Annotated in this window: 14 protein-coding genes; 3 read left to right on the top strand and 11 right to left on the bottom strand. The window is 71.7% G+C overall.

Going from position 1 to position 12,936, the window contains the following annotated elements; genetic code table 11:
• Position 1 precedes the first annotated feature (1 nt).
• Entirely contained in the window at positions 2-613 is a 612-nt protein-coding gene (locus NQZ70_RS40270) for a GNAT family N-acetyltransferase (RefSeq protein WP_129578957.1), read from the bottom strand.
• Between the two features lie 180 nt (positions 614-793).
• Positions 794-1,432, bottom strand: coding sequence for a YdeI family protein (locus NQZ70_RS40275; protein ID WP_129578958.1), 639 nt, complete (start codon positions 1,430-1,432; stop codon positions 794-796).
• Between the two features lie 160 nt (positions 1,433-1,592).
• Between NQZ70_RS40275 and NQZ70_RS40280 the strand changes: the two genes are divergently transcribed.
• Together NQZ70_RS40280 and NQZ70_RS40285 are read left to right on the top strand one after the other, a co-directional pair.
• Positions 1,593-2,597: an SUMF1/EgtB/PvdO family nonheme iron enzyme gene (locus tag NQZ70_RS40280; protein ID WP_237244485.1), complete on the top strand. Its 1,005-nt coding sequence runs from the start codon at positions 1,593-1,595 to the stop codon at positions 2,595-2,597.
• A gap of 170 nt (positions 2,598-2,767) precedes the next feature.
• Positions 2,768-3,502: a hypothetical protein gene (locus tag NQZ70_RS40285; protein WP_207217608.1), complete on the top strand. Its 735-nt coding sequence runs from the start codon at positions 2,768-2,770 to the stop codon at positions 3,500-3,502.
• A gap of 121 nt (positions 3,503-3,623) precedes the next feature.
• Here the strand turns inward: NQZ70_RS40285 and NQZ70_RS40290 are convergent, their stop codons facing one another.
• Positions 3,624-4,301, bottom strand: a complete 678-nt coding sequence (locus tag NQZ70_RS40290; protein ID WP_165374407.1) for an SIMPL domain-containing protein — start codon at positions 4,299-4,301, stop codon at positions 3,624-3,626.
• Between the two features lie 169 nt (positions 4,302-4,470).
• Positions 4,471-5,826: a hypothetical protein gene (locus NQZ70_RS40295; RefSeq protein ID WP_129578961.1), complete on the bottom strand. Its 1,356-nt coding sequence runs from the start codon at positions 5,824-5,826 to the stop codon at positions 4,471-4,473.
• Between the two features lie 275 nt (positions 5,827-6,101).
• On the opposite strand from NQZ70_RS40295, the gene NQZ70_RS40300 reads away from it, so the two are divergent.
• The gene (locus NQZ70_RS40300; protein ID WP_129578962.1) at positions 6,102-6,905 is read left to right on the top strand and encodes a trypsin-like peptidase domain-containing protein; all 804 of its coding nucleotides are present in this window, start codon (positions 6,102-6,104) and stop codon (positions 6,903-6,905) included.
• Between the two features lie 182 nt (positions 6,906-7,087).
• On the opposite strand, the gene NQZ70_RS40305 is transcribed toward NQZ70_RS40300, so the two are convergent.
• The 7 genes from NQZ70_RS40305 to NQZ70_RS40335 all read right to left on the bottom strand — a co-directional run bounded on the left by NQZ70_RS40305 (position 7,088) and on the right by NQZ70_RS40335 (position 12,859).
• The gene (locus NQZ70_RS40305; RefSeq protein WP_129578963.1) at positions 7,088-7,663 is read right to left on the bottom strand and encodes a TetR/AcrR family transcriptional regulator; all 576 of its coding nucleotides are present in this window, start codon (positions 7,661-7,663) and stop codon (positions 7,088-7,090) included.
• 10 nt (positions 7,664-7,673) lie between these two features.
• Entirely contained in the window at positions 7,674-8,291 is a 618-nt protein-coding gene (locus tag NQZ70_RS40310; RefSeq protein ID WP_129578964.1) for a sugar O-acetyltransferase, read from the bottom strand.
• Positions 8,292-8,713: 422 nt separating this feature from the next.
• Complete coding sequence (locus NQZ70_RS40315) at positions 8,714-8,896, bottom strand: hypothetical protein (protein ID WP_061628774.1); 183 nt, start codon at positions 8,894-8,896, stop codon at positions 8,714-8,716.
• A 307-nt stretch (positions 8,897-9,203) separates the two neighbouring features.
• Positions 9,204-9,491, bottom strand: a complete 288-nt coding sequence (locus NQZ70_RS40320) for an RNA-binding protein (RefSeq protein ID WP_129578965.1) — start codon at positions 9,489-9,491, stop codon at positions 9,204-9,206.
• Positions 9,492-10,109: 618 nt separating this feature from the next.
• Complete coding sequence (locus NQZ70_RS40325; protein WP_129578966.1) at positions 10,110-10,745, bottom strand: HD domain-containing protein; 636 nt, start codon at positions 10,743-10,745, stop codon at positions 10,110-10,112.
• A 201-nt stretch (positions 10,746-10,946) separates the two neighbouring features.
• On the bottom strand, positions 10,947-12,002 hold the full coding sequence (locus tag NQZ70_RS40330) for a glycosyltransferase family 4 protein (protein WP_129578967.1): 1,056 nt from the start codon (positions 12,000-12,002) through the stop codon (positions 10,947-10,949).
• Positions 11,993-12,859, bottom strand: coding sequence for a PIG-L deacetylase family protein (locus NQZ70_RS40335; RefSeq protein ID WP_165374408.1), 867 nt, complete (start codon positions 12,857-12,859; stop codon positions 11,993-11,995). Before NQZ70_RS40335 ends, NQZ70_RS40330 begins: the two co-directional genes overlap by 10 nt.
• Positions 12,860-12,936: the final 77 nt, after the last annotated feature.

The following is a 12,936-nucleotide window of genomic DNA, read 5'->3' on the forward strand; positions in this document are numbered from 1 at the left end:
CTCAGCGCGCGGTCATCGGCTCGCGAGGCCTCGCGAGCTGATGATTGAGGTGGCTGCGCACCGTGGGCCACTCCGGAGCGATGATGCTGTAGACGCACGTGTCGCGCAGCGTGCCGTCGGACGCGCGGCGGTGGTTGCGCAAGACACCATCGAGCTTCGCGCCCAGCCGCTCGATGGCGCGCCGGCTCTGGTGGTTGAAGAAGTGCGTTCGGAACTCCACCGCGATGCAGTCCAGCGCCTCGAACGCGTGCTGCAACAGCAGCAGCTTGCACTCGGTGTTGATCGCGGTGCGCTGTACGCTCTTGCGGTACCACGTCGAGCCGATCTCCACGCGCCGATTGGCTGCGTCGATGTCCATGTACGTGGTCATGCCGACCGCGCGTCCGCTCCGCGCGTCGATCACGACGAAGGGCAGCATCGAACCCGAGCGCTGGAGGGACAACCGACGCTCGATCTCGTCGCGCATGCCTTCGGGGCGCGGGATGTAGGTGTACCAGAGATCCCACAGCTCGCCGTCGCGCACCGCGTCGACGAGATCATCATGGTAGGCGTGGGTCAGCGGCTCGAGCGCGGCATGGCGCCCGCGCAAGGTGACGGGTTCCGGCCAGGACATGGAATTCCTTATTGGGTGGAACGACTACATTTCACGCAACGGGGCTGCTTGTCAAGACGGCCGCAACAATGCCTCTGCCCGTTCGTTCGCGCCGAGCGTCACCCCGGTTGACCTGCTGACCCGAGCCCTTCCGGGCGCGGCATGCCGGGCTGCGCGCGGCCAGATCGGGCGGAGGGCGACTCACTCCGTGGGGGGCCGGGCCGCCTTCGGCTCTCTACGCCGCTCCGGCACGATGGTCTCCCCGCGCGCCAGCATCGCCACGAGCTCGGCGATCTTCTTTGCGCGGCCGGCGGGCGTCTTCATGTTGCTCGTGCGGAACGCCAGCGCGAACAGGTTCTGACGCCCCAGCCGCTGGAGCGTCTCACGCGCCCGTGGGTTCGCCTCGATCGCGGCGCGAAGGTCGTCGGGGAGGGTGGCCGCGGTCGCGCCGCGCATCGGCGCGTACGCCGCATCCCAGCGGCCATCGGCCTTGGCCGCGTCCACCTGCCGCTGCCCGTGGGGCGTCATGCGCCCCGCGGCGGTCAAGCGGGCGACGTTGTCGCGGTTGATCTGGCTCCAGACGCTCCTCGGCTTGCGCGGCGTGTACCGCTGCAAGAACGAGCTCTCATCCAGGGCTTTTCGGATGCCGTCGATCCATCCCCAGCAGAGCGCCACGTCGAGCGCTTGCGCCTGCGTCACCGTCGGCACGCCGGAGCCCTTCTTGTAGATCCTCAGCCACAGCTCCGTCTCCTGCGCGTGGTTCGCGGCCATCCACGCCTCGAGCTCGGCTTCGGTGCGGAAGCTCTTGATCTTCTTCTTGTCGGGGATGATCGGCGCCATGCAGCCTGCCTCGCAGCGTGTCCATCTGTGAGCGCCGGGGCGTTCGACCCTCTAGCCCCGGGGCCGCGCTGCGTCAATGTGGTCGGGCGGCGGGCTCCGCCGGTCGTCCAGCGGCCGTTCTGTTGATCCCTCACTCTCGCCTCGGTAACAGACGAGGAGCATGAGACAACGATCTGGGCGATGGCTGTGGGCGGCGCTGTGCCTGCCGGGCGTCGGGTGCACGACGGTCGTCGGGTTGGACAAGCCCTATCATCCGATGGAGGACCAGGGCGGCGGCGGCGGCGGCGGCGGCGGCGTGGAGACAGGCAGTCGTTGCGCCGGGCTGCCTGCGACGTGCGGGCCCACGGAAGACGAGAGCTGCTGCGCGAGCGAGCTGGTCGTGGGGGGTACGTTCAACCGGAGCAACGACGCGGCCTTCCCGGCCACGGTGAGCGACTTCCAGCTGGACCGGTTCGAGGTCACGCTGGGGCGGTTCCGGGCGTTCGTGGACGCGTATCCCGGGAGCCGGCCGGCAGCGGGCGCCGGCGCGCACCCGCTCATCCCGGGGAGCGGTTGGGATGCGGAGTGGGAAGATCGGCTGCCGCCGGACCGGGCCGAGCTCCTGAAAGGGCTGTTCTGCGATTCGGAGGAAACTGCATGGGCGTGGACGGATGAGCCCGGCGCAAACGAGCGCCTGCCGATGAACTGCCTGAGCTGGTACATGGCGTTTGCGTTCTGCGCGTGGGACGGCGGCCGACTGCCGACCGAGGCGGAGCTGGGGTACGCAGCGGCCGGCGGCGCCGAGCAGCGTCCGTATCCGTGGTCCACCTCGGCGGACGATGAGACGCTCGATCGGGACCACGCGGTGTATGCGTGCAATGGCAGCGACGTGGCGGGGTGCGTGATCGAGGACCTCCTGCCGGTCGGGTCGAAGTCACCGCAGGGAGACGGGCTGTTCGAGCAAGCGGATCTGGCGGGGGGCATGTGGGAGTGGATGCTGGATTATCATGGAGATTACCCGCCCGAGTGCGTGGACTGCGCCGTCACGACGGGCGGCACGGAACGGGTGATGCGCGGCGGCGGCTGGCGCAGCGCCGCGGAGGCGCTGCACCTCTCCACCCGCGATCACCGCTCCCCGACGACCCGCGCGGCCGGCATCGGGGCCCGGTGCGCGCGGGAGCCGTGAGCGCCGCGGGACCGAGGATACGCGACGCCCGCCTCGCCTCGGCCGTGGTGGATCTTACGTGGCGCGGTGAACGGGGTTGCGGCGGGTCGCATCGAGCGGCAAGCGTTCGAGCGTCGGCCCCAAGGAAGCCGTCGGCTCAGGGAGGTAAAGGGATGCTCACGGTTCGTCGAATGGCCTGGATCGCGCTGCTCTGGCTGATGAGCTCTGCCTGTGACAACGGCGACGGCGGCGGCGGCCACGGCGCCGCAGGCGGTGCCCCCAGCGGGAGCGGCGGATCCGCCGGCGCCGAGAGCGGAGCCGGCGAGGGCGGCGCCACAACGGGATCCGGCGGAGGTCTCGGCGCGGGCGGAGACGGCGGAAGCGCGGGCGCGGGCGGAGACGGCGGAAGCGCGGGCGCGGGCGACGGCGGAAGCGCGGGCGCGGGCGACGGCGGAAGCGCGGGCGCGGGCGACGGGGGAGGCGGTGGAGAGGGAGGCACGGTGTGCGAGCCTGGGGCTCAAGTCCCGTGTTACACGGCGGCGCCCAGCACCGCGGATGTCGGGATTTGCCGGCGGGGCGTCGCGACCTGCAGCGCTGACGGGTCGGAGCTCGGCGCCTGCATCGGTGAGGTCACTCCAGCGGCTGAGACCTGCATCGATCCGGCCGACGAAGATTGCGATGGTCAGGCCAACGAGGAGGGCCCCGGCTGTATCTGTGTCCCCGGCGCGGCTGCGCCGTGCTATACGGGCTCCCCCGGAACCGCGGGCGTCGGGACCTGCAAGGGAGGCACGAAGATCTGCAACGCCCAGGGGACCGGCTACGGGCCCTGCATCGGCGAAGTGCTCCCGACCTCGGATGACTGCCACACGGAGGCGGACGAGAACTGCGATGGCGTGAACGCCTCCTGCGGGGGGGAGCACCTCTGAAGCAAGAGCTTCGGCTCCGATGTCCCTCAGCGCGCGACCGGCATCGCCGTCGACGCGGCCGGGAAGGTGGTCGTGGCCGGCCATGTTGCGGCGAGCATCAGCTTCGGTGGCGACGGGTGCTCTACCGCTTCGCGAAGCGGAAGCGGGCCCTCACCGTGGCTGTCACCTGGATCTCCCCGGGCTCGATCGGGAACGTGGTCGAACGCGGGCCGATGCGACCGGCCGCCATCTGCCAGGCGCGCCCGCCGTCCTCGTCGCCCGCGCTCGACACGGATCGCCACCCGACGAGCTTGATCTTGGCCGCCTCGGCGATCGCGCCGGCGTTGCGCTCGGCGTCCGCGATCGAGGCCTTGAGCGCCGCTCGGTAGGCCTCCTGCGGCGCGCGCAGGAAAAAGCGGATCCCGCTGGTCTGGTTGGCGCCCGCGGACAGCGCCGCCTCGAGGATCCTCGAGCTCTCGACGCGGAGCACGTCGATCGGCGCCCCCTCGAGGATCACCGAGACCGTGCTCGTCGCCTCGTATCCGATGATCCGCGGCGGAGCGACGCGCTCCCGCGCCGTCTCGCCCTCCGAGATCGGGCTCACCGAGACATCCACGTTCCTGACCTGGAGCGACGGAATCTGGAGCCTCTCCAGCGCCTCGATGATCGCTCGTGTCTTGGCCGCGGCCTCCTCGCGCGCGGCCTCCAGGCTCTCGCAGCGGACCTCCACGGACACGTTCGTGCGAAGCGAGTCGGGCGGAAGCGAGACGGTGCCGGCCCCCTCGACCTCCACGACCTGCAGATCCGTAGACTTTGCCATGGTGTTCATCCGCCCCCTCCGTGAGGAGAACCTAAGGCCGGGAGGCTCGCTCAGGGAGGCTCGACGCGTCGCCGTGGCAACAAGGGCAGGCGGGACAAAGGGAGACGCGTGGAATCCGGGACGAGGGAGCGGCTCGCAGGTGCGCTCTCTCCGGCGCCGGCCGGCGACGTCACATCCACATCCGCGCCACGACGCCGTAGGTGCCGGGCCCCGGGGACATGCCCACGTCGCCGCCGCCGAGGAGGACCTTGTCGTCCGAGACGACCTTCACGGTGTGCAGCTGCCCGAACTCGCCGAGATCGACCGGGAGCACGCCGCCCTCGCCGAACGCCGGGTCGAGCGCGCCGTCGCACGTGTACCGCGCGAGCAGCGGCGTGGTCGTGCCGCCTTCGCCGCGCTCGCCGCCGTTGCCCGCGACGAGGACGGCGCCGCCCGGGAGCAGGGCCATGTCCTCGGCCACGTCGTCGCCGCCGGTGGTCGGCCACGCGGCCACGCCCCCGTCGCCGAACTCGAGGTCGGGCGCGCCGTCCGGGTGGAAGCGGCGGACCTGGAAGTCGCGCGCCCCCTCGGCCCCCGCGTCGCCGGCCACCACGAGGCCGCCGTCGGGCGACACCGCGAGCGCGACCGCGCGCTCGTCGATCCCGGGATCGCCGGCGACGATCGCGCCCCCGCGGCCGAAGGAGCGATCGAGCGCGCCGTCTCGGCGCAGGCGGATCACGATCATGTCGCGCTGGCCGTCCCGCTCGACCGAGCCGGCCACGACGACGCGGCCGCGGCGATCGAGAGCGACCGCCTCGGCGACCGACGCCGTGCCCAGCGCGACGGTCCGGTAGCCGCGCGGGCTGGCGAACGAGGTGTCGAGGGCCCCGTCCGCGGTGGCGCGCGCGATCAGCAGGCGCCCGTCGCGCTGGCCCACGGCCACGATGCCGTCGTCCGGAGCGACGAGGCCGCCCCGGATCTCCTCGTCGCCGCCGAGGTCGAGCAGGCTCTTGCCGCCGTCGCCGAAGCCGGGGTCGAGCGAGCCGTCCTCCGCGTAGCGCGCCAGCGCCACGTCCGCCGAGGCGCCCCGGAACCTGTCGCGCCAGCCGATGGCGACGACCTCGCCGCGGTACTGGCGGCCGGCGGCGGCCAGATAGGCCAGGTCGCCGGTCGAGTTGGCCCAGCCCGTGGTCACCATGCCGTCGCCGAAGGTGGAATCGAGCGCGCCGGCTCCGGTCAGCCGGACGACGCGGAACCTGGTCGCGCCGAGCCCGCCCTGGCCCCATCCGGCCGCGATGATCCGATCCTCGGCGACGTCGACATCGAAGAAGCCGCCGTCGTCGTCGGCGCCGAAGCGCACCCGCGCGATCCCGGTCCCCGCCTCTCCGAACGAGGGATCGAGCTGCCCTGCGAGCGGGCCAGGGCCGTCGCCCGCGCAGCCGCAGCGCGCGGGCTCCGCCCTGTCGGGCGGGGCGCTCGCGGCGGGCTCCTCGGCGAGGAGGTGACTCGGGACGAGCAACGTGAGCAATGCATAGAGCGTTTTCATGAGAGGATCTGTTGGACGCGCGAAGGGGGGGTGTCAAACGGGCGGCCATGCTGACACGGCGGCGTCATCGTGGGCGCTGGAGATCTCGACGCCTCGGACACATCCCGCGCGGTCCGCCGAGCCCGCCTCCTCCGGCGCGGCGGGCCGAGGCGCGCCCCGGGAGGCGGCCCTGCGGCGGGGGTGAACGGTTGACGGCCGCGCCGTCGCCCTGGCCTGTCGCAGGGCAGCGACGCGCCATTGACGCGCGCTCGACTCCTGGAGATAGAAGGGCGGTCATGAGATCCACGCCCTGGCTCTCGCTGCTCGTCATCGCCTTCCTCGGCGCCTGCCGCAGCTCCCCCCCGCCGGCAGCGCAGAGCGACGCGGGCCTGACGTCCGCCCCCGGCAGGTTGTCCGCGGCTGCGACATCACCCTCGCTGCCCCAGGGCTCCGTCGTGCGGCCCACGTTCGACACGGCAGAAGGGCGAATCAGCGCTGGCACGGCCTTCTTCGTCTCCATCCCAGGACAGGCCGGCCCGCTCGGGCTCACGGCCCACCATCTGTTTGGTACAGCCGGCGGGTTCGAACGGGAGATGAGCGCCACGGAGCTCGGCCAGCTCGTCCGGGCCGTGTACCTGTCCGAGATCGACCCGGGCGACGAGGAGCCGCTGCGGGCTGGCCCGATGGTGGAGCTGCCGTCGGCCGGCCATGCTCGGGAGGCCGGGGACTGGTCCACCGACGTGGCGGCGTTCCGCGCCCCCGCGAGCCTGTCCGCCCGCGCGCTGCGCCTCGCGCCCAGGAACGCGGCGCCGGGCGAGGACGTATGGCTCGTGGCCGAGGTCCTCGGCGGAAAGTCCGCAGGTCAGCGCCTGCACCGGGCACGGGTGGTCCATTCCAGGCCGACGCTGCTCGCCTACCAGTTCGAGGACACCACCCTCGAGCTGCGCGCGACGAGCGGAGCACCGGTGGTGAACGCCGGAGGCGAGGTTGTCGGCTTGCATGTCTCAGGCGGCCCTGAGGGCGACATCCTGTGGGGCAATGCCCACCCCGTGGAGAGCGTGCGCGCCCACCTCACGAGAGGGCTGTCGGCGGCGAAGTAGCGGAGATTGAACGAAGGGCAGGTCGAGCTCTGTCTGGGCAGTCGCCGGGCGCTGACATCGACGACGCGGTAGATCGCATCGAGCGCGATCTGGGCTTGTGAGGACGGCGCGCCGGGGACCTGGATCCATCGAGTGCGTCGCTGAGCTCCGGCGACCATGCCTCGAATGCGGCATGCGTGTCCTCACCGGGTGAACCGGTAGATCGCGTGCCGGATCTGCTCGGCCGTCATCGGATCCGTGGACAGCGCGCTGTGCAGCACCAGGCCTTCGATCAGCGCGTCGAGCTCCCGCGCGGTCACCGGGTCGAAGTGGAGCTCCAGCGCGCGTCGGCTCCGCAGCATCCAGGCCTGGGTGACGGCGCGCAGCGCGGGCCGCCGGGCGGCGGCGACGTAGAGCTCGACGCTGAGCACGAGGTCGCGCGGCGAGCCGAGCAGGTCCGCCGTGAGGTGCTCGACCAGGAGATCGACCGCGGCCTCTCGGTCGCAAGCGGCGCGCATCCGCGCCTCGAAGCGGGCCGCCGCGGCCTCCGCGTGCCGGGTGAACGCCGCGGCGAGGAGCTCGTCGATCGACGCGAAATGGTACGTGGTCGAGCCGAGCGGCACATCGGCGGCCCGCGCGATGGAGCGATGCGAGGCGCCAGCGATCCCCTGTTCGGCGATGACGTCGAGCGCCGTCGCCACCAGCCGATCCCTGCGCCCCGGGTCGTGGCGGCGCGCCCTCCGCGCCGGCGCGGCGCGCCTCGCGCTGGCTCTGCCCATCGCGCCCCCGTCACCCGCGCGCGTCGCCCGCCGCCGCCGGCGCGGCTGCGGCGCCGTCGAGGGTGCGGATCACGCGCGCGGGATTGCCCACCGCGACGACGTTGGCCGGCAGATCGCGCGTCACGACGGAGCCGGCGCCCACCACGGTGTTGTCCCCGATCGTCACCCCGGGCAGCACGATCGCGCCGCCGCCGAGCCACACGTTGTTTCCGATCGTGATGGGCTTGGCGGCCTCCCACTTCTGGCGCCGCGGCTCGGGGTCCAGCGGGTGGGTCGGCGTGAGCAGCTGCACGTTGGGCCCGATCTGCACGTCGTCGCCGATGGTGATCGGCGCGACGTCGAGCGCCACCAGCCCGAAGTTCGCGAAGCAGCGCGCCCCGATGGTGATGTGCGCGCCGTAATCCACATAGAACGGCGGGCGGATCTCCGTGCCCTCGCCGATCGAGCCGAGCAGCTGCTCCAGCAGCCGGCGGCGCAGCGGGCGCTGGCGCACCGAGGTCGCGTTGTAAGCCGCCATCAGATCCAGCGCCGCGGCGCTCCGCTCGGCGATCTCGGGATCGTCGGCGATGTAGGGGTCTCCCGCGAGCATCCGCTCGCGCATGGATCGCGTGTCGTCGGGGTCCGTCATATGGACGAGTGTACGCATGAGAGGAACGGGTGTCCACGCATCGTGGCCCTCCTTGAGGTCGCGACCGGCCTCGACCGAGCCGTTGCTGCAAGGGCGACATGCGGGATTCCCCAGTAGGAAACGACCCCGATCGGCGGGGCGTCGACACGACCCTTGTCCAGGCGCAGGCGTGAAGCTTCAGCCGCGCCGCGACGACTTCGCCGCCCGCGAAAGCCTTGCGGCGGTCGCCCGGTCGACCTGCCCTAGAGGTTGGAGAAGATGAATTCCACAAAAGCGCTTGGACTTCCTACCCGCCGAGAGGGTGGAAGTGAGAGCCTGTGCTGGAGCGAGGAGCCGGGCGTGAGCCGTCAGGAAGGGCTATCCCGGCAGGGCATCGGCTCGCGACCTGCGCCGCGCGGAGCAGCGCGGCGCGGTGACCGGGCTCAATCGACGGCGGGCGGCTGCGGCCCTGGGACGATGCCGGCGATGTCCGGATCTTCACCCGGCGCCAGACCGCCGCTCGATCCCTTGTCATTGCGGCGCTCGAGGCGGTTCGCCGTCTTCTCGCGCTGCTTCTCGATACGGGCGCGCTCTTTCTGGCGCTTCAACGCGGTCTGTCGTTGCATGATGACTCCAGCCTCAGGACGCCTTTGATCGGGCGTCCTGAAATAGGCTTCTCGGTGAGATCTGTCGGCGCACGCCCGGACAGACCGACATGTGGTTGCGGTCGTGCCGGAGCGTGTCCCACACTTTACACGAGCAGCCTGGTTTCTCTGGCACGTTCGACGAGACGAGCACGCGGAGAGGCCCTCTCCTGCGCGCTCGGTAGCCCGCTCGAGCTCGGCTGGCTCGTGCGCAGGCTCACGGGGTGGCAAAAAAGCGGCGGACCTTTGGGGGGTCCGCCGCCCTGTTTCGACTGGACGAGCAGCGCGATCAGTAACGACCGCGCCCGCCGCCACCGCCCCCGCCGCCGGGGCGCTCCTGCGCCTCGTTGACCTTGAGCGCGCGCCCGTCGAGCATCAAGCCGTTGAGCTGCGAGATCGCGCTGTTCGCATCCTGGGCCGAGCCCATCGTGACGAACGCGAACCCGCGCAGCTGGCCGGTCTCGCGGTCGGTCGGCATCGAGATCTCGCGGACCTCGCCGCTGCCGGCGAACGCGCTCTCGAGCGACTCGCGCGTGGTGTTGTACGAGAGATTGCCGACGTAAAGACGATTACCCATGACACGTTACTTTCACGGCCTGCAGCTGCGCTCGTGAGCGCTCTTCGCCTGCCATTCGATGAAGCCGTTGCGGATCGAACGGTGACGTGCCGCGCGGCGAATCCCGCGCAGGCACACGGTGCGTCGTCCAGTCATCCGCGCGAGCAACGCCTCCCTCGTGCAGAGGGAGAAAAAGCATCGTGTCGAGAGCCAGTGACGTCGTGAGGAAGGCAGGGTACTCCGGCACGGCGTGGTGCGCAAGGGGTACCATGCTGGATTCTTCGATGCGCGGCGCGTCCCGGATGATCTGCGAGAAGTCAGGGCAAAGGCGCGGACGGCCCTCGCAGAAGGCGGCGCCGAGCCGCCGGTGATGAGCCCGCCGCCGTGGCCGGGCTCCAGAAGTACTCCCTTGTACCCAACGTCACGGTGACGCCGCTGGCGAACGGGAGCAGCGGCGAGATCTGTGGCGTGGGCTCTCCCAAAATCCCGGAGGATCTGACGGATGGCGACGGTTGGTGTGGCCCAACGGGGCGCCCTCCGCCGCCGCGTCCAGCAGCGGCGCCACGATCTGCGCGCAGCGGCGCTGATGCTCGCGGGCGCGGCGCTCGGAGGCTACAGATCTCGACGCGCTGGGTCCGGTCACTCCTTGAACGGCGCCGCCAGGATGACGTCGTAGAAATTGGGGGCATGGAAGCCCGGGATCAGGCGCTCGGCGATATCGGCCGTGAAGTTGTAGAAGGCAGTCTCAGGCTTGCTGGCGAGCATGTCAGCGATCGCCTGTGGAAATGCGCGCTTGAAATCGAGACGCGGGTACGCCTGGAGCACCTCATCCACCTCGTCCGCAGAGAGCTCCTTCAGGTCCGTGCCAGCGATGTCCATGATGGTTCCGACGTGCAGCAGCGCCACCTCGGGCCGCTTGTAGGGCGGGACCCCCCTCACGGTGTGCAGCGCGATTGCGTCCCACACGAGGCCGACCGCCTCCTCGGGCACGCCGTGCTGCTTCAGGAACTCGCTCGCCGCGTTTGCGCCTTCGACCTCGTACCGCTCCGGGCCCCGGAACCTCTCGACCAGGCCGAGGTCATGGAGCGCCGCCCCGAGGTAGAACAGCTCGAGATCGAGCTCGAGCCCGCGCCGCTTCGCGAGCAGCGCGCCGAAGAGGTACGTGCGCATGACGTGGTTGAAGAGGAAGGGCGCCGACATCTCCCGCGCGAGCTCGGTCGCTTCCGCGGCCAGGCGGCTGTCAGGGATGCAGATGCCAGCGATCTCGTTCTTCACGGTCCTCTCTCCTTCGTGTGGCGCCGAGCCCGGTCTTGCCGAACAACCTGCGGGCGACCAGGCGTGACCACCATCGGAAGGATCCGCCAGCTGCGGTCAACGACACACCCGATGTGCTGTTCACCAGGTCCGCCTGTGCCTTGCCGGAAGAACGGAAATACAGAGGTGAGGAACCCCAGGGCGCCTCCCAGCGCCTCCCGCTCACCCCTCGCGCAGGATCCGGCGGTACGTCTCCAGATACGCCGCCGCCGTGCTCGCCGCCGAGAAGCGCTCCTCGGCCGCGCGGCGGCACTCCGCCGGGTCGAGCCGGTCCGCCATCGCGATGGCCTCGGCCATCTCCGCGGCATCGTCCACCAGGTACCCCGTCCGGCCGTGCTCCACGATCTCCGGCAGCGCGCCGGCGCCGCGGAGCGCGATCACCGGCGCGCCCGAGGCGAGCGCCTCCATGGCAACGAGCGAGCTGGTCTCCTGGACCAGGCTGGGCACCAGCAGGCACCGGGCCGCCGCGAGCAGCCGGCGCTTCCGGACCAGGCCGACCGGGCCCAGGAAGCGCCGCGCCGGCCCGGCGCCGCCCAGCATCGGCAAAAGGACCTCCCGGAGATACCGCGTGTGCTCCTCGTAGCCGAACGCCTGTCCGGCGATGAACAGCGGCGACCCGGCCCGGACCGCGGCCTCGACGGCGACGTGGTACCCCTTCTCCGGGCAGATCCGGCCGAGCGCGAGCGCGAAGCCGCGCCGGTACCGCCTCGGCCGGTAATGCTCCAGCCGGACGCCGTTCGGGATCTCGGGCAAGAGCCGCGCCCCCGGCGGGCAGGCGCGCCGCTGCGTCGCGGAGACGCAATGGAGGAACGTCCTCGGGCGCTCGATCCGGAACACCGCCGGCGAATAGAAGCTCGGCGGCAGATGGAGCGTCGCGAGCGCGGGCACGCCGGGCTCGGGCAGGTAGCGATCGAAATCGACGCCGTGCAGGTGGACGAGATCGATCGAATACAGATCCAGCGCCCGCGCGATGGCGCTCCGGTGGTGGCGCCAGGCCCGCTCCTTGGCGGCCTCATCGAGGACGGCACCCGGCGGCGGCGCCGGCGTGGCGACCAGCGTCCCCGCGCACGCGGAGCCCTCCGGCGCGACAACGATCGACCGGTGGCCGCCGCGCGAGAGCGCCTCGTCGAGCATCGAGAGCACCTGCTCGGCGCCGCCCACGGCGTCCGGACCCACGGGCGCGAGCGGATAGCCGACGTGCAGGACCGTCAGAGGCATCGCTCTCGATCGAGGCCGAGCAGCGTCAGCGTCTTGATGGCGAGCTTCCGCCAGCGCGCGCCGTCGATGGGAAAGCCGAGGCGCTCGTAATGGAGCGCCCCCTCGTGCGGAGGCATCCGGAAATCGTAGGCGGGCGCCGGCCGGAAGCGCTCGACCTCGGCGCCGAACGGGGCGAGCGTCTCTTTCTGGCTGGAGAAGCAGGCCAGCATGGCGCGCTTCTTCGACGCCTCGTCGCCCGAGAGCCGGAGGGCGATCTCGGGGACGCGCGGCTGCGCGAGGAACTCGCCGGTGACGAGGTGACCCCGCGCGGCGTGGTACGAGGCCGCCTCGAAGATCAGCGGCGAGGTGACGCCGTTCCAGAGGGCGAGCACCGCCGCCGCATGGACGGCGAGCGCCGCCGCGTCGTGATCGGGGTGACCGCCCTCGTAGGGGTGGGTGATCACCACCTCGGGCCGCGTCCGGGCGAACAGCTCGAGGAGCTTCCGGGCGAGGCTCGGCGCCTCCTCGATGGCCTCCTGGTCCACCGCGCCGAGGCACCTGAGCCGCGACGCCGGCACGCTGCCCAGGGCGAGCGCGCGGGTCACCTCGTCGCGCCGGAGGGCGATGTAGCGCTCGCGACCGATGTCGGCGAGCTCTGCCGGCATGAACCGGCTGTCGCGGGGCGCCCCGTCGGTCACGTGCACCACCTCGATCGGCTGGAGCCGGCCGATGCGCGCGCCGAGCCCGAGGGTCTCGTCGTCCGGATGGGCGACCACGACGAGGCAGCGCGGCGGCCGGCCCGACGAGAGCCACGAGAACGGCGGCCACGCGAGGTCCGGCGGGGTGCGGCCCTGGCGGCGGAGCGAGGCGAGGTTCACGGCAGCGCCTCCCGCCCCTCCGCGCGCCTGCCGCGCCGGCCGGAGCCCCCCGAGGCGCCGCCGTGCGCCTCGGGTCT

Origin of the sequence: Sorangium sp. So ce836 (genome assembly GCF_028553905.1) — a bacterium.
GTDB lineage: Bacteria > Myxococcota_A > Polyangia > Polyangiales > Polyangiaceae > Sorangium > Sorangium cellulosum_D.

What these genes read in the sequence shown, in the direction of transcription:
- NQZ70_RS40270 (WP_129578957.1), bottom strand. Translation starts at nt 613, where the DNA reads ATGTCCTGGCCGGAACCCGTCACCTTGCGCGGGCGCCATGCCGCGCTC.
- NQZ70_RS40275 (WP_129578958.1), bottom strand. Translation starts at nt 1,432, where the DNA reads ATGGCGCCGATCATCCCCGACAAGAAGAAGATCAAGAGCTTCCGCACC.
- NQZ70_RS40280 (WP_237244485.1), top strand. Translation starts at nt 1,593, where the DNA reads ATGAGACAACGATCTGGGCGATGGCTGTGGGCGGCGCTGTGCCTGCCG.
- NQZ70_RS40285 (WP_207217608.1), top strand. Translation starts at nt 2,768, where the DNA reads ATGGCCTGGATCGCGCTGCTCTGGCTGATGAGCTCTGCCTGTGACAAC.
- NQZ70_RS40290 (WP_165374407.1), bottom strand. Translation starts at nt 4,301, where the DNA reads ATGGCAAAGTCTACGGATCTGCAGGTCGTGGAGGTCGAGGGGGCCGGC.
- NQZ70_RS40295 (WP_129578961.1), bottom strand. Translation starts at nt 5,826, where the DNA reads ATGAAAACGCTCTATGCATTGCTCACGTTGCTCGTCCCGAGTCACCTC.
- NQZ70_RS40300 (WP_129578962.1), top strand. Translation starts at nt 6,102, where the DNA reads ATGAGATCCACGCCCTGGCTCTCGCTGCTCGTCATCGCCTTCCTCGGC.
- NQZ70_RS40305 (WP_129578963.1), bottom strand. Translation starts at nt 7,663, where the DNA reads ATGGGCAGAGCCAGCGCGAGGCGCGCCGCGCCGGCGCGGAGGGCGCGC.
- NQZ70_RS40310 (WP_129578964.1), bottom strand. Translation starts at nt 8,291, where the DNA reads ATGACGGACCCCGACGACACGCGATCCATGCGCGAGCGGATGCTCGCG.
- NQZ70_RS40315 (WP_061628774.1), bottom strand. Translation starts at nt 8,896, where the DNA reads ATGCAACGACAGACCGCGTTGAAGCGCCAGAAAGAGCGCGCCCGTATC.
- NQZ70_RS40320 (WP_129578965.1), bottom strand. Translation starts at nt 9,491, where the DNA reads ATGGGTAATCGTCTTTACGTCGGCAATCTCTCGTACAACACCACGCGC.
- NQZ70_RS40330 (WP_129578967.1), bottom strand. Translation starts at nt 12,002, where the DNA reads ATGCCTCTGACGGTCCTGCACGTCGGCTATCCGCTCGCGCCCGTGGGT.